This window comes from Rhodopirellula sp. MGV, from assembly GCF_002251265.1.
Taxonomy (GTDB): domain Bacteria; phylum Planctomycetota; class Planctomycetia; order Pirellulales; family Pirellulaceae; genus Stieleria; species Stieleria baltica_A.
The window spans coordinates 249,330-271,918 of sequence record NZ_NPDI01000075.1 but is presented as its reverse complement, the minus strand read 5'-3'; the positions used below and the strand labels follow the sequence as shown (position 1 = coordinate 271,918).

The window sequence follows — 22,589 nt, the reverse complement described above, 5'->3', positions numbered from 1 at the left end:
GGAATGAATGCAGGTTGATGCGATAAAACGCCATTGAAGGCAACACGATCACAACTATGACCAACCAGAACAACAGCAACCGTGCAAAATCAATGATCGCCATCGGCGCCTCCGCCGGTGGATTGCGTTCTCTGGAGGTCCTCTTTTCAAGTTTGGCAGAAGACACCGGCTGCGCGATCGTGGTGATCGTCCACTTATCACCAGGCTTTAAGAGCCTGATGGATGAAATTTTGGCCCGGCATACCGATATGCCGATCTGCAACGTGACCGATGGGATGCCGGTCGAGCCAAATAAGATTTATCTAAACAACGCCTCGAAAGAAACCAGAATCGAGAAGAGCCATTTCGTGCTGAGTGATGCGAACGCGGAACAGCTTCCCAAGCCCGTCGATCACTTTTTCGTTTCGGCCGCGCAAAGTTTCGGCAAGCACTGCATCGGTGTTGTGCTCTCCGGAACCGGGTCCGATGGTTCAACAGGGATTCGCCACATCAGTGCCGCCGGCGGTGTTACCGTCGTTGAGTCGCCCGAGACCGCCGAGTTTAACGGGATGCCGACCAACGCCCTTTCGACTGGCGAAGTGCATTTTTCATTGCCGCGAGACCAAATTTCGCAATTGTTGATGCAGTTTGCCGAGGACCCAGATTCCGTCAAGGCAGTGGAGGCGGCCGAAGAGCAGCATTCGTTTTCCGATATCGAGCGAATTTTTTCGATGCTGTGCGACCGTCACGGGATCGACTTTGCGGACTACAAATCGGGAACGATTGATCGTCGAATCAGTCGGCGGTTGCGATCCGTTGGTGCAGAAACATTGGCAGAGTACGCACGGGCGATCGAGCAGAATCCAGAGGAATTGGACGCCTTGTACTTCGATTTGTTGATCGGCGTGACAAAGTTCTTTCGTGATGAAGAAGCCTTTTCAGTTCTGCGTCAAGAACTGATCGCGATGGTCGAAGGCTTTGATCCGCACAAGGAATTGCGAATCTGGGTTGCCGGATGTGCAACCGGCGAGGAAGCATACAGTATCGGGATTGTCGCGATCGAAGCGTTTGAGGCCTTAGGGCGTCCGCCGCGATTTAAAGTCTTGGCAACCGATGTGCATGACCGGGCATTAAAAGTCGCGGCGAAGGGGGTGTATCCGCAGGAGGCGATTGAGCACCTCACGCCAACTCAGCAAGAGCGGTTTTTCCAAAAGGTTGATTCCGGGATGCGATGCGTCGACACGCATTTGCGTCGTCATGTCATCTTCACCCGGCACGACGTGATCAAGGATCCGCCGTTCTCGCGGATGAATTTAGTCGCCTGTCGCAATCTGTTGATCTATTTGGAGAAAGATGCCCAGCAGGCCGCGTTTCATTCGTTCCACTTTGCGCTCGATACAGAGGGTATCTTGATGCTTGGGCCTAGCGAAGTGCCAAGTTCGCTGGAGTCCGAATTCGAAACGATCGACCCGACGTGGCGTCTGTATAAAAAGCTTGGCAACCTTCCGCGGTTTTTGCCCGCGCAGTTGAAATTCTATCCAACACGTCAGGTGTTTCCGTCGCGTTTGGTCGATCTGGTGAACCGAAGCGCGTCAGGTCAGCCGAGTTTTAGCACGCTGCTCGATTCCTATGATTTGTTGCTGGGCGAGTTTGTCCACAACGGCCTATTAGTCGACGAAAATCGCAATGTGATTCACGTCTTTGGCGATGCCAGTAAATTCCTGCTCCCGATGTCGGGACGTCCGAGCGGGAGAGTGAGTCAATTGTTGCCCGATGGGGTCCGTGGCAGCATCGGCGCGGGAATGGTGCGTGCCGCCGAAGCGGGAAAGCACGTGCTGCTGCGTGGCGTCGAATTTGAGACTCGTTCCGCCGAACGCGGAAATGGGAACGGTGGCGAAAAAGTGTTGACGCGTGACGTCCTAATTCGCGCGATTCGTAAAGAGCCAGATTCGAATCGATTCCTTTGGTTCATCGAATTCGATGCTGAGCGGCCTGGTCCACGCTCCGAGTTCGAAGAGCTCAGTCAAATTCGCACCGGCGTCGAACATGATGCGTTAAGGTCCGAACTGGAATACACCAAGGAGACCCTCAACGCGACGATCGAAGAGTTAGAAGCGAGCAATGAGCAGTTGCAGTCGACCAACCAGGAGCTGATCGCCAGCAACGAAGAGCTGCAAAGCACCAACGAGGAATTGCAGAGCGTCAACGAGGAGCTTTACTCAGTCAATACGGAGAATCAGCGGCAAATCACGGAGCTTCAAGTCGTTACTGATGACTTGAACAACCTGCTGGGCTTGTCCGATATCGGGACGATTTTTTTGGATCAAGACCTCTGCATTCGAAAGTTCACGCCGTTGGCGACGAAGTACTTTCGATTGATGAGTCACGACGTGGGGCGGCCGATCAATAACTTTACGCACTCGCTTCAGATTAGCGACTTGCCACAATTGCTTGAGCAAGTGCAAGTCACGGGACATTCGGTGATCAAAACTTTCGGCGAAAGTGAACGGCACCGGGTGATTGTTAAGTTGATGGTCTACGAGACGACCGCGAAGCAGAAAGGGGTGATTATCAACATCATCGATACCAGTGCGTTCGACGTCGGTAGCCAGACGAATGAATCTGATTGATTACCTAGGATCGCTTTCTTGGACGACGCTGACATCGCTGTTAGTCATCGGGATCGAGATCATTGCCATTGCATCGGCGCTCCATGCGATTTGGTTTGTACGAACCACACAAGCGGCAATCGCGTGGGTGGTCGCACTCGTCTCGCTGCCGATGGTCAGTATCCCGCTGTACTGGGTTTTCGGCCGCTACCGTTTTCAGGGCTACCGCGAATCGATTCGCGAGGTCGGCCAGCGTCATAAACGCAGCGTTGCGGCGATCAATACCGAGCTAAAGACGGCCGTTGGGGTGCGTTCGACTGAGCTTCGGACACCGCTTGATGCAGTCGCTGACGTGCTGGATACGCCGATTTGCGATGACAATCAGGCGTCATTGCTGATCAACGGCGAGGCGTTTTACACCAGCGTGATCGAGCAAATCAAAAAGGCTCGGCGGTATGTGTACCTCGAGTTTTACATCATCCGAGATGACGAGATCGGGCGTCAATTGGCGGCTGCCCTGATCGAGCGTGTCCAGCGCGGCGTGACAGTACGATTGCTGTACGACAATATCGGCAGCATCGGACTATCACGCCACTACGTCCAGCGGCTGGTCGATGCCGGGATCGATGTTCATGCGTTCGATACGCCGACCAAGCTGACGACTCGATTCCAAGTCAACTTTCGCAACCATCGCAAGCTGATCGTTATCGACGGCCATACGTCGCTGGTTGGTGGCTTCAACGTCGGCAAAGAATACACCGGCAACGCGGGATGGACGGATCACTGGCGTGACACCGCAGTGCTGTTAACCGGTCCAATCACTCGCAAGGTCCAAGCCGTCTTCGCTGGCGATTACTACTGGGCGGCTAGGCAGGATTTGCCGGAGGCGCATTGGAAGCCGATGGAGCCGCCCGCCCACGTCAGTCAGGACGGTCAAGCCGGCGATTGTCGAGCGACTGGGTGCCGTGCGGCGATGTGTGCGACCGGTCCGGCCGACGATCATCCGCGTGCGACGATGATGTTTTCCACCGTTGCCGCATCGGCCCGCGAGCGATTGTGGGTCACGACGCCCTATTTGGTGCCCGATGACACGACGCTTGTCAGTTTGTTGATGGCCCGCGCACGTGGTGTCGATGTGCGAATTCTGATCCCTTCAATCGCCGATCACTACAGCGTCTTTTTTGCCGGGTTCTACTACGAACGTGAGCTGATGGACGCCGGGATCCGCGTCGGGCGATACCGTGAAGGCTTGATGCATCAAAAGTGTTGGCTGGTTGATGACAAGCTCGCCATGGTCGGTTCAACTAACTTGGATCATCGTTCGTTGCATTTGAATTTCGAGATGATGGTTGCGATTGAATGTCCGAACTTCATCGCGACGATGGAGCAGATGTTGCAAAGCGATTTTCAAGAGGCTCGGTGGCCGGATCCGGCGGCGAAAGCGGATCATCCCTGGCTGACCGGGATCGGGCGAGTCGTCGCCCGTTTGTTCAGTCCGATCTTGTAGACGGCAAATAAAAAAGCGGCCGGGAAAACTCCCGACCGCTTGGCGATTTCTTGTTCAGACAAAATCTGTCGTTACTGATCGTCAGGCGTTTCACCAAGGATGATGAACTGACCCAGCGGATTTGACGACGAAGACTGGTACGTGAAGCCTGCCTTCAAGGCTTGGCTGATACGCATCGCGGTCTCGTTGAGGTGAGCTCGCGAGTAGGCATCCATTTTCTTTTCACAGGTCTTCAATCGCTCTTCGATATCGTGTTGGAGGTCGATCAACTCCATCCGCGCCAAGTCGGTGATCGGCTTGTAGGCGGCGGTGTTGTTGTTCTTTTCCAATACCAAATCGATCAACCGTTGTGCGTGCTCCTTTTGCAGGTTGCGACGGAGCGACGAAATCATTGGCTGACGATTATTGCGTCCTTCGGGGCATTCGCTGGCGATTTCGGTCCAAGCCGCGGTGCTGATCGTTTCCAGAAGCTCTGGCAGCGTCAGTGCGTCGGCATCGACTGGCAATCGCAGTTCGTTGTCATAAACACGGCGAAGCGTTGTTGGGCTCATCAGCCAAGTCAGGGCTGACGATTGCAAACCGAGGACGCGGTCGTGAACCGGCCAAGTGGCTTCTCCGCTGCTTCCCAGTGTTCCCGCCCCGTCCAGCCAACGCTCGCTGGTCATGCGTTCGAGCAGTTCGGGGCTCAAACCAAACGCGTCGTCTTTGAATGTGTTCTCGATCACAAAGTTCAAAGCGGCACGTTGTTGTTTGGCAGGGACAACTTCGATTGGCGAGCGGTTGCCCGGATCGCCTTTCTTGTCACGGTTGACAAACGCGCCACCGATCCAGTTCGACATCATGCTCGTCGCGCGGGTTTGCAGCGAGAGGGTCAGTTCGTAACCGCGACGTGCTTTCGCCCATGGGTCACCGTCTTTGACGAATTTTTCCAGGATGCGAGTGCGGTACAGTTTAACCAGACTCATCTGCTCTTCGGCGTAGTCCAACGGGTCTTTGGCGAAGTCATAGCGACGTGCCAATGGGTCGGGACCGCTGGTGTCTTCGTCGGTTGCGAATTGCAATTCTGGTTCGACACAGCGTTTGAGCAGTTCAGGCAGTTTTTTGTCGTCCATGGTGTAGCCGAATTCGATCGCCCAGTAATCGTAGGGACCGATATCGATCATGGCGTAGTCGCCTTGGACGTCACCACTTTCATAGCGGAAGTTGATCGGCGTGTAATCCATCACCGAAGCGGTGAAGGTCTCTTTGCCTTTGACTTTTTCGCTGTTGATTTCGTCGAGTGTGTAGCGTGACGAACCTTTGAAGTTGTGACGCAGGCCGAGGGTGTGGCCGACTTCGTGTGCGACGAGGTCAGCCAAAAGCGGTCCGATGAACCAGTCGGGCATGCCGTCGAGGACGTCGGATTCGTCTTTGGCTTCGGCGGTTTTGTCGTCGGAGGACTTTTCGTCATCCTTCGCTTCGGCTTTGTCCTCGTCCTTCTTTTCTTCGTCGTCTTTCTTGGCTTCGGACTTCTCTTTGGACTCGTCGTCTTTCGATTCGGCTTCGTCGTCTTCGTCTTTTTTCTTGTCGTCTTCGTCAACCGAAGGCTTTTCGTCGAGCATCGCGAGCGCCCAGTCCATGCGTGCGATCGCGAGGTCTAGCGAGCGAGCTCCCGGGGCCATGCACAAGCCATTCTTTTGGCTGAGGTGTCCGATCAGTCCGTCGTACTCGTCGTCACCCATCATGCTGGCGTCGGCCGATGCCATCGCATAGCCGGCGTAGGGCTGGCGTGCTTGGCGGGCGATTTGTTCGCGAACTTGGTTGACCTTCGAAGGCGAAACCATGCGAACGCGAGGGTCCCAGGAGGGGTGTTCGCTGAGCCAGGCCAGTGTTTCCGGGCTGGTGCCTTCCATCGCCAGCTTGGGCATCAGGTCGTCGTAGTTGAAATTGAAGTGACGAATCCAGCCGTCAGTAAGGATGATGTCGGCGTCGAGGATTTCGCCTGTCATCGGGTGCACGCGGCTCGGTCCGATCGCGGTGCCGATGTTGTTATTCAACCAGCGGACAAAGTTGTAACGAATGTCTTCTGGGTCCTTTTCCATGTGCGCGCCGCTTTCGGCGTCTTGGTAATGGACTTCGATCGCGTCAACGATGCCAACCTTTTCGAAAGCTTTGTTCCAGTAGTCGATGCCGGCTTTGATCCAGCGTCGGTAACGCACCGGTGTGGTGTGTTCGACGTAGAAGATGATCGGTTCTTTTGGAGGGCTGAGTTTCAGCTTGGGGTCACGTTTGGCAAGGTTCCAGCGGTTGATGTAACGAACTTGTGTTTCGTCGTCGGTGTACTTGCTCAGGTCGGTGTAGGTCGTGGTGAAGTAACCGATGCGTTGGTCGGCTTCACGTGGCTTGAACCCGGTTGATGGGTTGGGGACTTCACTGAAGCTGTAGTGCAGCATTTGGAAGCGGTTCGATGCGCCGACGATTTCCACGGCAACTTCGACGTTCGATGGAAATACCTTGACCGAACCGATCGAGGTGATGCGAGGGTTACTGATGCGAACGCTGCGTCCGAAGAACGTGCTGGCGTTGTTGACCAACAGTGAATCCAGGTCGATGACCGGGCCGCCGTTTGGACCCTTGGCCAAAATCGGGATGTCCAGAAGCACTTGGTCGGTGAACAGTCGTTTGACCGACGCTTTGGACTCTGGATCTCCGGTCGCACGGATCGACAGATTTGGGGCGATCAGGGCCAAGCGATTGTTGTATTCCCGCCATTTGACGACCAAGTCTCCAGATTGCAATCCGGCGTAGGTGTCACCGCTGCTGAGCGTCAGGGCGATGAAGTAGCTCTTGGACGCAAAGTTTTTGGGCAGTTCGGCAATCAGTTGAGAGTCGCTCGATCGTTCCCAGACGTTGAAGAACCCTTTGCGGTCCTGTTGATCCGAGACGGAGACCGGCTTGAAGTTTTCGGAAACCTTGTCGAACGGTGGCAGGTCGGCTGCGCCGGCGCGTTCGATCGCGCCGACTGACGAAAACAGCACAGCGATTGCAGCAACGCAGTTTTTCATTCGAGAAACTCGAGAATCGGGTAGAGACGGTAACGATGAAAGCGTAGGTCACGCTTAACGTCGATTGGCGGGTATCCCTAGCGAGGGCGACGGGACTTTGACGCGCAGAACATGCCGGTTTCCATCCGGGCATGCCAATCGACCAATTGTATCCTCACAAAGCACCCGATGTGTAGTTTTTCCCCAGTCCGATCGCGCCGACAGCGACAGGGGAAAACTGCACGCCAAACCTGACGTCTCGGGTGATTTTAAGTCCACCAGTTCGCCCAGATTCTCTCGGAGGGTGGGGGGGCGGCAGTGGCGGAGATGACGCTCGAATCGCCATCTTAGGCGTTCTCAAGGCGCATCGAATGACTCGCCTCCCGATCGTTGCTGCCGTATTCGAGTGGCCGAGTTCCATCGCCGGATCTGCCTCGGGGCCCGACGCAAGGTAGGCTGTTGCGATCGGCAAGGATTGACGGTTTTTCGTTCGCCATCAACAATCGGGGCGTCGTGCGTGTGCCCCGCCGATGATTTCCCCTCCCAACAAAACACGGCCCATGAATCCGCTGCAGCAACAAGACCCCCAGATTTGGGACGCTATCCAAGACGAAGCCCGTCGCCAACGCGAAGGTTTGGAACTGATCGCCAGCGAAAACTACACCAGCTATGCGGTGATGCAGGCCGCCGGCAGCGTGTTGACCAATAAATACGCCGAGGGCTATCCCGGACGTCGTTATTACGGCGGCTGTGAATACGTTGACGTGGTCGAGCAGGTCGCGATCGATCGTGCTAAAGAACTGTTCGGTGCCGAAATCGCCAACGTCCAGCCACATAGTGGTTCCCAAGCCAATGCGGCCGTTTACCTGTCGTGCCTCAATCCTGGCGACACCGTGCTGGGGTTGGATCTGGCTCAAGGCGGTCACCTGACGCACGGCATGAAGCTGAACATCAGCGGCCAGCTCTACAACTTTATTTCCTACGGCGTCACCAAAGACACCCACCGTTTGGACTTTGATCAGATCGCTTCACTGGCTCGCGAGCACAAGCCAAAATTGATCGTCGCCGGTGCGAGCGCCTACCCACGTGAGATCCCACACGACAAGTTCGCCGAGATCGCCAACGAAGTCGGTGCGAAGTTGATGGTCGACATGGCGCACTACGCCGGTCTGGTCGCCGCGAAGATTCACAATTCGCCCGTTCCTTACGCTGACTACGTGACCACCACGACGCACAAGACGCTTCGTGGCCCACGCGGCGGGATGATCTTGTGCAAGGAAGAGCACGCCAAACTGATCAATCGCAACGTGTTCCCAGGGACTCAAGGCGGCCCGTTGATGCACGTCATCGCTGGCAAAGCAGTTTGCTTTGGCGAAGCCCTGACGGACGATTACAAAGGTTATGCCCAACAAGTCGTCGACAACGCCAAGGTTCTCGCCGAAACGTTGACCGCGGCTGGGCTGTCGCTGGTCAGCGGTGGCACCGACAACCACTTGATGTTGGTCGACGTGACTTCCCTTGGATTGGGCGGCAAAGCGGCCGAGTCGATCTTGGACGAGTGCGGTATCACCGTGAACATGAACATGATCCCGTTCGATACTCGCAAGCCGATGGATCCCTCGGGAATCCGCATCGGAACCCCCGCACTGACCAGTCGCGGCATGGGCACCAACGAAATGAAACGCGTTGGCAACTGGATTCACAGTGCCCTGTCGGCGGGAGAAGATAGCGAGCAGCACGCCAAAATCCGCGATGAGATTCGTGAGATGTGCGAAAGCTTCCCGGTACCTGCCGATCGCGAGTCTTTGGCGGTTACCAACTAAGTTCGGTTCGCCATCCGTTTCACTGACGATTTACAACGCTCTCTGTTCGCCATTCATGTCTCAATCTCCATCGAATTCGTCTAACACGCATCGAATCCTGATCGCGGACGACAATGTGGCAAACCGAGAGCTTTTGGAAGCGTATCTCGCTGAGATCGATTGCGAAATCGAAACCTCAATCGATGGCCAGGACACTCTCGACAAAGTCGCGTCCTTCCAGCCCGATCTCGTGCTGCTGGATGTGATGATGCCGAAGTTAAGTGGCTTCGAAGTCTGCAAAAAGGTCAAGGACAACGCCGAGACATCTCGCGTGATGATCCTGATGGTCACCGCATTAAACGAACTTGGCGACATCGAGCGCGCTGTTGCGGCCGGCACCGATGACTTTTTGACCAAGCCGGTTCAGCGGATGCATTTGCTCAAGCGTGTCGAGAACATGCTCAAGCTGAAGGGCGTCGAAGACGAACTTGAGCGTTTGCGAAACTACATCCAGTCGATCGAAGACGGCGATCGCGGCAGGTAGCACCTCGCGCGCCCAAGGTGGCTGTTTCGTGAGCCTGTAAACTATCCACCAACCACAAGGCAAACTGCGATGGGTTTACTCTCCGGCATCCTCGGTTCTGCGTCCGAGGCGAAACTGGAAAAGGTCGAAAAGCTGATCGATTCGATCATCGTCGAAGGCGAGACGATCGAGCAAGGCTACCAGCTGGTCCGCGATATGATCGTGTTGACCAACAAGCGTGTCTTGGTGATCGATCGCCAAGGGGTGACGGGCAAGAAGACCGAGTTTCTTTCGATCCCGTACCGCAGCATCGTGAGGTACTCGGTCGAAACCGCTGGCACATTCGATTTAGACGCCGATCTGAAGTTGTGGCTGTCGAGTACCGCCGAACCGTTGTGCTTCGACTTTCGAAAGTCCGATCACGTGTCCGACATCGTCAAGATCCTGACGCGGCATATCTGCGGGTAACGCCGCGGTAGCCGCTACACCTGTTGCATCGGCGACGTGCTGAGAGCATCGAGCGTGATTGGGATTTTTCCACTGCTTGGCGAGACCATCACATGAGCGTTTTCGCCGTTTGCCATTGCCGCGACACAGTTGTTGCGTCCTTTGCGTTTGGCTTCAAACAAACAGGTGTCGGCGCACTCGAAGAGGTCTTCAAAGTGATTGTGCTGGCCTTGATTGACCCAGCAAATCCCCATGCTGATCGTCACGCATAATTCGTATTCGTCGTAACCGACACGTAGGTCTTCGATGGACGTTCGTAAACGTTCACCGACACGCAGTGCCGAGTCGAAGTCACAGTTGCTGACCAGCAGGACGAATTCTTCGCCGCCAAATCGATAGACTTGATCCGCTTTGCGAAGGTTGCGTTTCAAGCAGTTGCCGACTTCACGCAGGATGCAATCGCCTGCGCTGTGTCCGAAGGTATCGTTGAACGATTTGAAGTGATCGATGTCGGCGATCATCAGGCCAAATGACTGTGACTCACGCAGATAGTGCTCCGACGCTTTGGGGACTTCGTTGTCGTAAGCGGTGCGGTTCTTCAGTTGTGTCAGGCCGTCGATCCAGGCGAGCTGTCGCAGTTCGTCGTGCTGTTGTGACATCTCGCGGATCGTTCGTTCCATGTTGATCGAAATCTCGATCATCGAACGTTTGGCGCGAGCTTCTAATTCGCGAAGTGAATCGAAGGCGATTGCTTCGAAATTGAATAGCGATTCGTAGGCACGCCAGTCTTCAAGCATGCCGTCAAACAATTCGTCGAATTGCTCTTCTTGAAGCGAGTACGTCGCGCAAACTTCTTTGCGGACGTCGACGACGTTTCGCAAGTCCGTTTCGGTGGACAGCATCAATCGACTGAGTCGTTCGGCACATCCGAATTGGCAGCGTGAATTTTCGATTTGGTAGCGACGGTCTTCGAGTGTTTTCACCATCGACTCGGGAAAGTTCCAATGCGACAACAGGCATGCGCCTAGTTCGTACCGGTCCGTTCCACTGATGTCTCGCTCGATCCGAACGCTGACGTCATTGAGCAGGCATTTGTTCGGGAAGCGTCGGCCGAATTCGTCGGCGTAGCAGATGCCAAGTCCCATCACGCCGATGTTGTAGACCAGCCCCATTAAAAAGCTTTCGTCAGGATCAGTTCCACAGATTTTCGAGAGTCGTTTGGCGGCGATTCCCATACCCAATGATTGCCGCCAGAAATCTTCATATGGGAAGCCGTCTTTGCCGCGGGTCTCCATCAACGAAAACGATAGTGACAGCAGACGCAGCGTTCGCATGCCCAGCAGCGTGACGGACTGGTGCAAGCTGGAGATTGTTCGTGTCGTCTGAGTCAGCGGCGAATTGCAATAGCCGATCAGCTTTGCCGCGAGTGCGGGGTCGGCACTGATGACCTCGGCGAGTTCCTCAATCCGCACGTCGGGACGATCGACCCGGTGTAGAATCTCTACGGCCACCGTTGGCGGCGACGGCATCTCTGGCTGTTCGATTATTCTCGCGAGTTCCGGCTTCATCGTCCTGGCGAAATCATAGTGGCAAGCGGATCGGTCTTGGATCTTTGGAGTCCGGTGGTGCGACTTCGGGGGGTCGACTGCTCGGCAAACTTTGCGTCGCAAACACGAGGGAAGCGACAATTGCTGCCGGGTGATGAGGGATTACCTTCGGTGCTGGTTTCCCCGTCGAGTAAACATAGGTCAACATATTGCGTCGGATGATCGTCATTTCGCAAAGGCGAAGCGGGCGTCACCCTCATTGCACGCCATCGAACTGGCATCGCGCCACTGGCTTTAGGGGCGATGCGTTGACGAACGGTTACGGTTAAGCTGAATCGGACTTTTGTTCGGTCCTTGCGTCCTGATCTTGATCACGAAAACAGCCTTTTTGGACGGTCGATTAAAAGACCACAAGGAGGGGGTGTTGCTCAGGGTTGGCGACGGTTCTGGCTTGACCGCTGAATCGATCATGAATGGAAAACGGAACAATCATGAATGGAAAATCGTTCGCAGTTTTTGGTTTGGTGTGCTGTATGTCTTTCTCGCTCTCCCTGGAAACGTCCGGCGACGAAGGGATGTATCTCTTCAATGATCTGCCGGTCGAAGAACTGAAATCGAAATACGAGTTCGAACCGACCCAGCAATGGGCGGACGAGTTGCGTCTGTCGTCGGTGCGGTTCAACAGCGGCGGATCGGGGTCGTTTATCTCGAGCGACGGTCTGGTTCTGACCAATCACCATGTCGCCAGTGACACACTGCACAAGCTCAGCAGTTCTGATCGCAACCTGATCGATGACGGTTTTCTGGCCAAGTCAACGAGCGAAGAACTCAAGGCGCCTGACCTGGAGCTGAATCAACTGGTCTCGATCGAGGACGTTACCGATCGTGTGAGCGCAGGCGTTGCCAAAGATGTGCCCGTCGGTGAAGCAGCAAAGCAACGTCGCGCCGTGATCGCGCAAATCGAAAAGGAATCCCTCGACAAAACCGGATTGCGAAGCGACGTGGTGACGCTATTCGGCGGTGCCAAGTATCACCTTTACCGCTACAAGAAATACACCGACGTCCGTCTGGTCTGGGCACCGGAAACCGCCGCCGCCTTCTTCGGTGGCGATGCCGACAACTTCGAATATCCGCGGTACTGCATGGATGCGACGATCATGCGTGTCTACGAAGATGGCAAGCCCGCGAAACTGGACCATTTCTTGCGTTGGAGCGACGCGGGTGTCGAATCTGGTGACTTGGTGTTCGTCAGCGGTAACCCCGGACGGACGCAGCGAATTTTTACTGTCGCGGCACTGAAGTTTTTGCGTGACCACCGAATGCCGTACATCCTCGATTACCTTCGTCGTAAAGAGGTTTTGATGCAGCAGTTCGGGCTCGATGGCGTCGAAGCCACACGTCGTGCACGTGACGAACTATTTGGAATTCAGAATGGACGCAAAGCGTACACCGGGATGTTGGCCGGATTGCAAGACCCGAAAACGATCGCGACCAAGGAAGCACGTGAAGCACGCCTGATCGAAGCGATCAAGGCCGACCCAGAACTTGCCGGCACCGAAGCCGCCTTTGCCGAGATCGCCGAAATCCAAGACGAAAAAGCGAAGCAACTCGGCCGCTCGGTCACATTCGGCTCACGACTGTTTGACTTGGCACTGACGTTGGTACTGCGCGCCGCCGAAGACCAAAAGTCGAACGAAGAACGACTTCGCGAATTCACTGAGTCCGGTCGCGAGTCGCTTTTGCAGGATCTGCTCAGCGAAGCGCCGATCTATCAAGACCTCGAACGCGTCAAGCTGGCCGACGAGATCTCGCGTATGGTCGAGTTCCGTGGCGGCGATGACGAGCTCGTCGCACTGGTGCTCGATGGGAAAAGCCCACGCGAGCGCGCTGCCGAATTGGTCGACGGCACAACGTTGTTGGATGTCGCGGCACGTAAGTCGTACGTCGATGGCGACCATGCAATGATCGAGCAATCGGATGACCCGATGATCCAGTTGGCGGCGAAGCTGGAAAGCGAATACCGCAAATTGCGAACCGTCAGCGAAGAACTCGACGAACGAGAACGCCAAGCGTACGCGAAACTGACTCAAGCGATCAGCAAAGTCCAAGGTGACTCCGGCTACCCCGACGCGACCTTTACCCTGCGACTGGCCTACGGGCAGGTCAAAAGTTACACCCAAGACGGCGAGGAAATCCAACCGTCGACTGACTTCGCAGGTGCATTCAAGCACGAGTCAGGTCACGAAGGGCAAACCGATTTTGATTTGCCGCAATCTTGGAACGACCACAAGTCCGACTTGGATTTGTCGACCCAGTTGAACTTCGTTTGCACCGCAGACATTATCGGCGGCAACAGCGGTTCACCGGTTGTCAATCGCGACGGTCAGTTGGTCGGATTGATCTTTGACGGTAACATTCAAAGCCTTACCAGTGATTACCTTTACACCGACCAACAGGCGCGAGCGGTCAGCGTTTCCGGCGTCGGGATTTTGCACGCCCTACGCAAAATCTACGGAGCCGACGAGCTAGCCGACTCCATCGGGAAATGAGCTTTAAGCCCTCTAGTCCTTCATTAAATGATTCCAACTCGCCATCGCTTCCAAGTGATGGCGAGCTCGACCCCGCGAATCTTTCAATTGATGACGCGATGCGCGGCGACCAATTCCGGTTGCGTCGCCAAAAGAAACGTCTCGACCCCGAAACCTTTCAAAAGCGTCTGCTCGATTCGGCCCAGCTTCGCCAACGTCGCGAAGCGTACCAGCCCAAGCTGGACTATCCCGACGAACTGCCGATCTCGAAGTATCGTGATCAGATCGTCGACACCATTCGTTCGCGACAAGTCATCGTCGTTTGCGGTGAAACGGGTAGCGGTAAAAGCACGCAATTGCCCAAGTTCTGCTTGGAAGCGGGGCTTGGCCGCCAAGGCATGATCGGCCACACCCAACCACGACGGTTGGCGGCACGCAGTATCGCGACACGCTTGAGTGAAGAGCTCGAATGCAAGCTTGGTGACCAAGTCGGATACCAGGTTCGCTTTGGCGACCAAACTGGTCCCGAAACGATGATCAAGCTGATGACCGACGGGATCCTGTTGGCCGAAACGGGAACGGATCGGTTCCTGGATCGGTACGACGTGATCATCATCGACGAAGCTCACGAACGTTCGATCAACATCGATTTTCTATTGGCTTACTTGCGTCGTTTGCAAGAGAAGCGTCCAGATTTGAAAATCATTATCACCTCGCAACCATCGACGCCGAACGTTTTGCCGAGCACTTCGCCGATGAAGCCGGGCCGGCACCGATCTTGAACGTCGAAGGTCGAGGCTACCCTGTCGAAATCCGCTATCTGCCTTGGGAAGACGTCAGCGAAGACGAGCGACGAAGCTACGACTTGTCTGCCCACGTGATCGCCGCGGTCAAAAATCTGTCGCGCAGCGGAACCGGTGACACACTGGTGTTCCTGCCGACCGAACGTGACATTCGCTTGGTGTCGCATCGCGTGGCCGGGCACTACAAACGGCTGGGCATGGAAGGGCGTGTCGAAGTGCTGCCGCTGTATGCGCGGTTGCCACAAAAAGACCAACAGCGGATCTTTCATCCGAGCGGTAGCAAGCAACGATTGATCTTTGCCACCAACGTTGCCGAAAGTTCGTTGACGGTACCCGGAATCCGATATGTGATCGATAGTGGGACCGCGCGGATCAGTCGCTATAGCCCACGCAGCAAATTGCAGCGGTTGCCGATCGAACCTGTCAGTCGCGCCAGCGCCGACCAACGGGCCGGTCGCTGCGGTCGTGTCGGGCCGGGGATCTGTGTGCGTTTATATTCCACCGAGGATTATGAATCCCGCGAAGACTTTACGACCCCCGAAATCAAGCGAACCAATTTGGCGTCGGTGGTTCTGAAAAGCAAAGTGCTGGGGCTGGGATCGCTGGACGCATTGCCGTTGTTGGAAGTCCCCCGTGACGAATCCATTCGCGAAGGCATCCAGACGTTGATCGAACTCAATGCGATCGACGACCGACATGAATTGACCGAGATCGGCAAGGCACTTGGGAACATGCCAGTCGACCCGCGGATCGGGCGAATCATTTTGGCTGCCGAGCAGTTTGGCGTTTTGGGTGAAGTGTTGCCGATCGCCGCGGCACTTGAAATCGCTGACCCTCGCGTGCGGCCGCCTGAAAAGCAGCAGGCCGCTGACGAAGCCCATGCGGAATTCCGTGACCAAGAAAGCGATTTTCTGTCGTTGTTACGGCTGTGGCGCTTTTACGAAAAAGCCCGCAGTGATTATTCACGCAGTCGTCTGACTCGAGAGCTCGGCAAACGGTTTCTATCGCCGACGCGGATGCGCGAGTGGTCGGACACCTATCGACAATTGCGTGAGATCGCGAGCGGACGAAAGGGATCGGTCAATCACATTCGCTATGCGGAAAAAGGGGAGCAGACGCTCGACAAAGAGGTCTATGCCAATGTGCATCAGGCGCTGTTGTCCGGCTTTTTAAGCGGCGTGGCGATGGCGGGTGACAAGAACGTCTACATCGGTCCGCGAAATCTGAAGCTTTATTTGTGGCCCGGCAGCGGTGTGTTCGAATCGAAGCCAAAGTGGATTGTCGCAGCAGAGCTTGTCGAAACGGCTAAGCAATACGCCCGAACGGTCGCACGCATTTCGCCAGGCTGGATCGAATCGGTCGGAGCCCACTTGTTGAAGTCGTCTTATTCGGATCCACATTGGAGTGACAAGGCAAGCGGGGCATTCTGTTATCAACGCCAATCACTATTCGGTTTGCCGATCGTCGTTAAACGTCGCGTCCCGCTGCCGCCAATCGATCCGGCAACGGCACGCGAGTTACTGATCAACCATGGTTTGGTAGAGCAACGTCTGGTGACCAACGCAAAGGTCGTTCGCCACAACCGCGCACTGCGTGAAGCGTTCACCGAGCTTGCGGCGAAAACAAGAAGACGCGACCTCGTTGTCGATGACTACGTTATCGGTCGCTTTTACCAAGAACGTTTGTCAGACGAAATCGTTGATCGCGGGCGTCTAGAGAAACTGTCCAAGTCGCATCCGGTTCCGGTTTGGGGGGAACGCCCCTTTGACGCGACACGCTTGTCCGATTGGTTGGCAAATCCGCCAAGCGATGATGCGGATGAATCGTCGTGTTACATGCGGCCAGCCGACCTGATTGACATCGAAGTCCCGCAGGTCACTGAAGAACAGTTTCCAAGTCAGTTGGTCGTCGGCGGAAGCGAGTTGCCGCTGCGTTATCGTTATGAACCCGGGGCCGAAGACGACGGTGTGAGCTTAAAAGTGCACCATGCTGCCGTCTCACAAATCAGCGATGATCGACTCGGTTGGTTGGTGCCTGGGCTGTTGCATCAAAAAGTTGTCGCGATGATCAAGTCATTACCAAAGCGGATTCGTCGGAACCTGGTTCCGGCGGCGGACGTCGCGCAGCAGATCTGTGATGAATTAATGCCTTCGTATGGCGAAGTCCCCTTCATGCAAGCCGCTTGCGACGCGATGGGGCGGCATGCGGAAATGCGGATCAGCCCCGACGACTTTCAACAGGAAAAACTCGATGACCACCTGCGATTCCTAGTGCAGGTTGTTGACGACGAAGGGAAAACAATCGCACAAGGTCGTGGTATCGATCCGCTCCGGTCGCAGATCGCTGTGGTCCAGCCGCAAGACGCCGGTGTCGCAGTCGTAGGATCCGACGGAGCTGATCTCGATACCAGTCAAAAGATGACGACCTTCGAAATCGATGCGCTCGATCGCCAAGTGATCCGTGAACGTGGCGGGGTCAAAGTGGCCCAGTTCCCGGCGCTGGTCGATCGCGGAGATCACGTGGCCATCGAGTTGTTCTCCGACCAGGAGTCTGCCGATGCGGCGCTTCGATGTGGGTTGATGCGTTTGTATGCGATCTCTGAGCGCAAGGAACTGCGCCGGCAAGTCAGATGGTTGCCAGAGATGGACCAGACTCGCGTGCGATTGTCAGGGTTGAAGTTGGGAAGCGATTTGGAACCCCAGTTGATCGACCTGATTGCGAGGTTGGCCTTCGTCGAAAAGCAGCCGCTGATTCGGACACGCGAGGAGTTTGAACGGCGGCGTGCTGATCGTGGCGAGCGAATCGCGGTTGCGGTGCAAGAGATTGCCAAGTGGCTGACGACACTTTCCACTGCCTATCTGAAAACGCGTGGCGATCTGGAAACTTTTGCTAGCAGTCGATTCATGCAGGCGGACGGTGATGTGCGCCAGCAACTTAGTTGGCTGCTGCACCCGCGTTTCTTTGCTATCACGCCATGGCAATGGCTACAACATTATCCAAGATACCTCTCGGCGATTTCTTACCGTCTCGATAAACTGACAAGCGGATCGGGGCAGCGTGATGCCGAGGGCACTGCGACGGTCCAGTCGCTTTGGGATGCTTTCCGATCGTCGCTATCGGAGCATGAGATGACGCCGGAAGCGCAAGCGGCAACAGAGTTTCGCTGGATGATCGAGGAGTTGCGAGTCAGCCTGTTTGCTCAGCCACTGGGGACCGCGGTAAAGGTCTCGCCGACCCGCTGTGAAAAGTTGCTCGCTGCAAAGTGAACCCAATGCGTAGGGGGAGGCTGAATGACACCGGCAACGTGATCCGGAGTATGGGTGGCGAGCCCCAGTCAATATTTCAAATTGCGAGCAGATGTTTTCCTTTATCGGACGATAATGGAGTAGAATGCAGCAGTGCAGCGAGATTAGGCAGTCTCTGCCATTGTTGCATGAAGTTGTGGCAGATTCGCAACATCGCGTTGTATCTGCTCGACTTCCATCGAAGTCCAGGAAGATTTTGAAGAACCAGTAGACAGGATTTTTTACCACAAAAACCAATGTTTGGCGTTTTTAGGTAAGTCGCGGAAGCAAGTGAAACTGCGAGTCTGGCACAACACTTGCTCACCACGGAAGACAGAATGGTTTTTGCAATGATGACGAACCATGACCCACTTTGGCGCGTCTAACACATAAACCAAGGCTGGCCAGCAATCCCGCGAGCCGCCACCGCAGTGAACGGAATCACGACCCAGAACATCGCCACCTGCCGGAGGGTTATCCCGATGCAAGCTTCCAGCAATGAAAACAATTTGTCGAACCACAACGGCGCAGTGGACGCGGTTCGTGCCGTAGAAGATTGGACGGCGATGACAGGCTTGCTATCGGAACAGTCACGTGACAACTACGCGTCCTGGCTAGACGACGAATTGCGACTGATGGAAAAAGAGCTCGATCGGTTCGTTAGCGACCACTCGCGCTATTCTGGTCGCCGATAGTCCATCTAGCAGACAATGCTTACTTTCTAAGCACTCCCTCCGGCGTGTGGGAAACTCGCCGGAGTCGTCGCATTCTAAGAAAAAAATGCTATCAAAATGAACTCGGGGGGGCTCCGGAGCTCCCTCTTCCAAGCAGGTGTTCGCTCAGCCGTCGCACCGTTACCGATTTACTTTTGCCGTGATGGGATCGGCAGGCTGCTAACTTGTGCGTCCTTGATCACCGTTTGCGCTTGGTACGTTTTCAAATTCAACGCCACTCGCGGCGAATTGACGTGAAAACCCGGTGCCCCGTTTGGTAGCACTCGCTTGATTACCGCACTGCGGCTCGGGGCGCCCTCGATGATCAGCCAGGACTTCAGCGATTGGTAGGACGCTCGATTTGCGATCACTTCGAACAGACCTTGTGCTTCGGTGTTAGAGCGGGCGATCACGCCACCGTCGGCGATTAATTCCCAAGGCGTGACCGCACCAGGGATTTTCAGCAAGTCTTTGGGATAGTTTGGCGAGACGCCAAAGCCCAGTCGGTCGCAGTCGAGAGTCATTTCGCCGATTGCCAATCGTGTCATCTGGTTCACGTCGACGATCTCGTCCCAGCGATCAACTTTCTTCGCGCCTGCCCGAACGCCTCCAACGAACTCAGCCGTCTCTGTTTTGAGATCGCATTGCAATGAATCGCGATAGGTCAAGTGAACGCCCTGCAGCACTTGGTTCCCCAGGTGTTCTGTTTGAGCAGCTTTAGGCGACAGGATCGAGTTTTGCGAGTCTGTCAGCATCCAGCCACGGTACCAACCGGGACCAGTGCCGACGATGTGTCCGCCATTGGCAGGCGTGAAGTCGAGTTTGCGCGAGGTGAGCACATGGATCGCTTTCATTTCGTTGTTGAGATCGCGCTGCTCGGCACGAACGACAACGGCTTCTTGGGGTGATTCGTACAGACTGATCTGTTGCAATTCAGTTGATTGTATGGACTGTTTGTCCATCAGCTTCACGGGAGCTGAAAGCGCGATCAGCATTTGCTGGCCAGTCATTCGTTGTCGCCATGGGCCTTCATCGCTCTCCATAGCAGCATCGATTTGGACCCCGCCATGTAAGATCGCTTGAACTCCATCGAACTCGAGCGCGGTGCCCCAGTGGCAATGGGGAGCCTCGGACCAGCGAATTGCTTTTGGATTTGTAGCGTCTTGATCAGGGGTGTCTGACTTTTTAGCCAGCAGCGACGACGGCACTTTCATCTCACCGGCGCCGTTGACTTCGACGCGGTTCTCCGAAGGCCAGACTTTGATTGTTGGACCGACAAAGAAACCGTCTTCCATTTTCAGCTGTGCGGGACGGTCGGGACCACTTCCCAATTGCAAGATATCGCGACCGGAAGACTGTGTCGCCGCGCCGCGGATCAAACGGAGTGTTTGGCCGAGCATCTCAACGGGAAGGAAGCCGTTGGCGGCCGGAACTTGATGTTCGACACGTACCATTCCGTTGATGCTGATGTCTTTCGGTTCCAATCCTTCGTCGGTGATCAGCAGTTGGGCGCTGATGACGTCCCCCGAAATCTGTGGCCGTGGCCGAGCGACCGGTTGGCGCAAGTTGTCAGATTGAGGCGACTTGGCGAATCCAACCAAGTTGCCGAGTGGGCCGTTGGATTGGACGATCGCGTTGTTCGTCGCGGGTTGCGAAACCGCAAGCTGTTTCGAAAAGCTGGTGTCGCCACTTTGTTCAGGAGTGCGGCCGAGGTCAGCGGCCGGTTCGAAGTACAAGCTAAGTTGTTGGGTCGCGACCGCGATTTGGCTGGTATCGATCGAAACGGATTGGATCGCGCGAAAGATCTCGGGCTGCAGCGACATCGTTTTCTTCTGCGCGTCTGCAGCCGCAATCTGTGGTGCGGATTTCAGCCTGCCGCCGATCTCGCCTGCACTCGCAATTCCGTTGTCGGTCAATTCGGCACGCACATGGCCAACGATCCGGAAATCAAATTTGGAGTCGGCTTTGCCATCTCGCATCGCGTCGATGTCGGTCGGCGTTACCGGTTCCAGTCGAAATGAGTCTGTCCAAGTCAGCCGCTTGATCGCCAAGTCAGGGTCATCAATGACGACGTTTCCTGATCCATCGACATCGATCAAGCCAAGGTTCTTGGGCAGCGCCGGATCGTACTGGTATGTGAGTTGCCGAAGGTAGGCACGAAGGTTCTGGCGGACCAAGTGAACCCCTTCACTGCTGTTGGCTTGCAAGATGCCTTTGACAGAATTGAAGTCGATCAAGTCGGCTTCCAGCATGAACTCTTGCGACCCGAGGTTGAGTGTCGCCGGGTGGCCGCTGGCTCGCAAGCTATCGATCCAGTCCAGTGGGCCGCTGCGTTGTTTCTGTTGGTTCGTCGGGTCCAGTAGGGTCAGTTCGACGAAGTCGCAATCGAAGCGGTCCAGGGTGGCTCCTTCGACGGTGCGTGTAATCGAAACTCGGTCGTAAAGTGCGAGTTTATCGACTGAGAAATCGTAGGAGACACGGTTGTTGCAGGTGACCGAGATCACCCCGCCCAGCGAGTCGTCTTTCGCCTTGCCGGTTTCATTGGGCCCGTCGGTATAGTTTTCTTGTTCCAGTGGAACGACGAGTTCATCGAGGTAAACCAAATTCATCCGGTCTAGCAGTGCCGATGGCGAATCGACATTGCTCGCCGCCGTTGTTGAAACGGCGAGGTAGATCGTTAAGTCTCGCCCACGCATCGTTGCCGCACCCAGGGCCATGTCGACTTCTTCGGTGGTCCACACCTTTTCGCGATCGATCCACACGTCCTTTGTTTTGACGTGCAAAGGCTGTTTGTCGGTGAGGTCACCGGCGCGAATGATTTCGACATCGCCGATCATCCGGCCCATTTTGATGGGTGGGCCGTTGGTGCTTTCTGTCGTGAGGTCCAGGCTTTGTGAAAACTGAAGTTCGGCACCCTTGGGGGCTTTGAGCACGATCGGCGAAGCGGTGTCGTTGTCGGTGAGTCCGCGTCCGATGACAACCGTTAGCGGTTCCAGTTTCCATTGTCCTTCGGTGTTTTGCGTGCACTCTTGAAATAGCAGGGTCATCTCTTTGGTGATCACCCGTTTGCAATTGCCGAGTTCCCATTCGTCTTCGGCGAACAGGTCTTCGAGTTCTGCGCGCAGCGACGCGTCGTTCGTCGGTGGCTTGGGCTTGACAACTTCGATTTCGGGGACAGCCAGCAGTCGCCGTGACGATTCGTCATAGAGGCACGCGCATAGAATCAGCGTCACCAACGCGAGAAAATAATTCCGCATGTTGACGCTTATCCAGCTCATGCGTTGCTCCCGACATTCCAGAGCGATTTGGCGCGCAACAGTCGCTCTAGCAATTCACGCACCGCGCCGTCGCCACCGTTTTTGCTAAGGATCCAGTTGGCTGCGTCACGAACATCGCGCGCCGCATCGGCTGGTGCGACCGCTAGGCCCACCGAGCGCATCGGCAGCAGATCTGGAAGATCGTCACCGATATAGCAAACTTCGTTGAGTTCGCAGCCGATGGACTTGGCTAACGATTGCACGCATTCCAACTTGTTTTTCACGCCTTGGAAGATATGCCCGATGGTCAGCTCTTCGCCGCGTCGCCGAACCGCTTCGCTGCTGCGGGCGGTCACGATTCCGAATTCCAATCCGGCGCCGATCCATCGCTTGATGCCTAGACCGTCGCGGACGTTGAACTGCTTCGATTCCGCACCGCTGGAATCGTAAATGATTTTGCCGTCAGTCATGACGCCGTCAACGTCGCTGAGGACACAGCGAATGGGAGCGGCCAGTTCAGAATCAGAGCGGAGCAGGACAGGCATCAGAGAGTACAGAATGGGCTTG

At 55.5% G+C, this 22,589-nt stretch carries 13 protein-coding genes; 9 read left to right on the top strand and 4 right to left on the bottom strand.

Going from position 1 to position 22,589, the window contains the following annotated elements; genetic code table 11:
* Positions 1–56 precede the first annotated feature (56 nt).
* Positions 57–2,609, top strand: a complete 2,553-nt coding sequence (locus tag CGZ80_RS26890; protein ID WP_094418760.1) for a chemotaxis protein CheB — start codon at positions 57–59, stop codon at positions 2,607–2,609.
* Positions 2,596–4,095 carry a cardiolipin synthase gene (gene cls, locus CGZ80_RS26885; RefSeq protein ID WP_094418759.1) on the top strand — a complete coding sequence of 500 codons (1,500 nt, stop codon included), beginning with the start codon at positions 2,596–2,598 and terminating at the stop codon, positions 4,093–4,095. Before CGZ80_RS26890 ends, cls begins: the two co-directional genes overlap by 14 nt.
* A gap of 71 nt (positions 4,096–4,166) precedes the next feature.
* On the opposite strand, the gene CGZ80_RS26880 is transcribed toward cls, so the two are convergent.
* Positions 4,167–7,139: a zinc-dependent metalloprotease gene (locus CGZ80_RS26880; protein WP_094418758.1), complete on the bottom strand. Its 2,973-nt coding sequence runs from the start codon at positions 7,137–7,139 to the stop codon at positions 4,167–4,169.
* Positions 7,140–7,678: 539 nt separating this feature from the next.
* On the opposite strand from CGZ80_RS26880, the gene glyA reads away from it, so the two are divergent.
* The 3 genes from glyA to CGZ80_RS26865 all read left to right on the top strand — a co-directional run bounded on the left by glyA (position 7,679) and on the right by CGZ80_RS26865 (position 9,911).
* The gene (gene glyA, locus CGZ80_RS26875) at positions 7,679–8,941 is read left to right on the top strand and encodes a serine hydroxymethyltransferase (protein WP_094418757.1); all 1,263 of its coding nucleotides are present in this window, start codon (positions 7,679–7,681) and stop codon (positions 8,939–8,941) included.
* A 55-nt stretch (positions 8,942–8,996) separates the two neighbouring features.
* A complete protein-coding gene (locus CGZ80_RS26870; RefSeq protein WP_094418756.1) occupies positions 8,997–9,464 on the top strand; it encodes a response regulator in 468 nt (155 codons plus the stop codon).
* 69 nt (positions 9,465–9,533) lie between these two features.
* Positions 9,534–9,911 (top strand): PH domain-containing protein, encoded by a 378-nt coding sequence (locus tag CGZ80_RS26865; protein WP_094418755.1) that lies wholly within the window; start codon positions 9,534–9,536, stop codon positions 9,909–9,911.
* Between the two features lie 14 nt (positions 9,912–9,925).
* On the opposite strand, the gene CGZ80_RS26860 is transcribed toward CGZ80_RS26865, so the two are convergent.
* Positions 9,926–11,419 carry a GGDEF domain-containing protein gene (locus tag CGZ80_RS26860; protein WP_158222868.1) on the bottom strand — a complete coding sequence of 498 codons (1,494 nt, stop codon included), beginning with the start codon at positions 11,417–11,419 and terminating at the stop codon, positions 9,926–9,928.
* A 551-nt stretch (positions 11,420–11,970) separates the two neighbouring features.
* Here CGZ80_RS26860 and CGZ80_RS26855 point away from each other — a divergent pair.
* From CGZ80_RS26855 to CGZ80_RS26845, 4 genes are all read left to right on the top strand, one after another.
* Positions 11,971–13,986 (top strand): S46 family peptidase, encoded by a 2,016-nt coding sequence (locus CGZ80_RS26855; protein WP_094418857.1) that lies wholly within the window; start codon positions 11,971–11,973, stop codon positions 13,984–13,986.
* The gene (locus tag CGZ80_RS28940; protein ID WP_233148703.1) at positions 13,983–14,747 is read left to right on the top strand and encodes an AAA family ATPase; all 765 of its coding nucleotides are present in this window, start codon (positions 13,983–13,985) and stop codon (positions 14,745–14,747) included. Before CGZ80_RS26855 ends, CGZ80_RS28940 begins: the two co-directional genes overlap by 4 nt.
* Positions 14,687–18,034: an ATP-dependent RNA helicase HrpA gene (gene hrpA, locus CGZ80_RS26850; RefSeq protein ID WP_315851436.1), complete on the top strand. Its 3,348-nt coding sequence runs from the start codon at positions 14,687–14,689 to the stop codon at positions 18,032–18,034. The genes CGZ80_RS28940 and hrpA overlap by 61 nt, the downstream gene beginning before the upstream one ends.
* A gap of 500 nt (positions 18,035–18,534) precedes the next feature.
* Positions 18,535–18,747, top strand: a complete 213-nt coding sequence (locus CGZ80_RS26845) for a hypothetical protein (RefSeq protein WP_094418753.1) — start codon at positions 18,535–18,537, stop codon at positions 18,745–18,747.
* 167 nt (positions 18,748–18,914) lie between these two features.
* On the opposite strand, the gene CGZ80_RS26840 is transcribed toward CGZ80_RS26845, so the two are convergent.
* Both CGZ80_RS26840 and CGZ80_RS26835 read right to left on the bottom strand, forming a co-directional pair.
* Entirely contained in the window at positions 18,915–22,043 is a 3,129-nt protein-coding gene (locus tag CGZ80_RS26840) for a hypothetical protein (RefSeq protein ID WP_094418752.1), read from the bottom strand.
* The gene (locus CGZ80_RS26835; protein WP_094418751.1) at positions 22,040–22,567 is read right to left on the bottom strand and encodes a KdsC family phosphatase; all 528 of its coding nucleotides are present in this window, start codon (positions 22,565–22,567) and stop codon (positions 22,040–22,042) included. The genes CGZ80_RS26840 and CGZ80_RS26835 overlap by 4 nt, the downstream gene beginning before the upstream one ends.
* Between the last annotated feature and the right edge of the window lie 22 nt (positions 22,568–22,589).

What these genes read in the sequence shown, in the direction of transcription:
- CGZ80_RS26890 (WP_094418760.1), top strand. Translation starts at nt 57, where the DNA reads ATGACCAACCAGAACAACAGCAACCGTGCAAAATCAATGATCGCCATC.
- CGZ80_RS26865 (WP_094418755.1), top strand. Translation starts at nt 9,534, where the DNA reads ATGGGTTTACTCTCCGGCATCCTCGGTTCTGCGTCCGAGGCGAAACTG.
- CGZ80_RS26870 (WP_094418756.1), top strand. Translation starts at nt 8,997, where the DNA reads ATGTCTCAATCTCCATCGAATTCGTCTAACACGCATCGAATCCTGATC.
- CGZ80_RS26860 (WP_158222868.1), bottom strand. Translation starts at nt 11,419, where the DNA reads ATGCCGTCGCCGCCAACGGTGGCCGTAGAGATTCTACACCGGGTCGAT.
- CGZ80_RS26855 (WP_094418857.1), top strand. Translation starts at nt 11,971, where the DNA reads ATGTCTTTCTCGCTCTCCCTGGAAACGTCCGGCGACGAAGGGATGTAT.
- cls (WP_094418759.1), top strand. Translation starts at nt 2,596, where the DNA reads ATGAATCTGATTGATTACCTAGGATCGCTTTCTTGGACGACGCTGACA.
- CGZ80_RS26880 (WP_094418758.1), bottom strand. Translation starts at nt 7,139, where the DNA reads ATGAAAAACTGCGTTGCTGCAATCGCTGTGCTGTTTTCGTCAGTCGGC.
- CGZ80_RS26835 (WP_094418751.1), bottom strand. Translation starts at nt 22,567, where the DNA reads ATGCCTGTCCTGCTCCGCTCTGATTCTGAACTGGCCGCTCCCATTCGC.
- glyA (WP_094418757.1), top strand. Translation starts at nt 7,679, where the DNA reads ATGAATCCGCTGCAGCAACAAGACCCCCAGATTTGGGACGCTATCCAA.
- CGZ80_RS26840 (WP_094418752.1), bottom strand. Translation starts at nt 22,043, where the DNA reads ATGAGCTGGATAAGCGTCAACATGCGGAATTATTTTCTCGCGTTGGTG.
- CGZ80_RS28940 (WP_233148703.1), top strand. Translation starts at nt 13,983, where the DNA reads ATGAGCTTTAAGCCCTCTAGTCCTTCATTAAATGATTCCAACTCGCCA.
- CGZ80_RS26845 (WP_094418753.1), top strand. Translation starts at nt 18,535, where the DNA reads ATGCAAGCTTCCAGCAATGAAAACAATTTGTCGAACCACAACGGCGCA.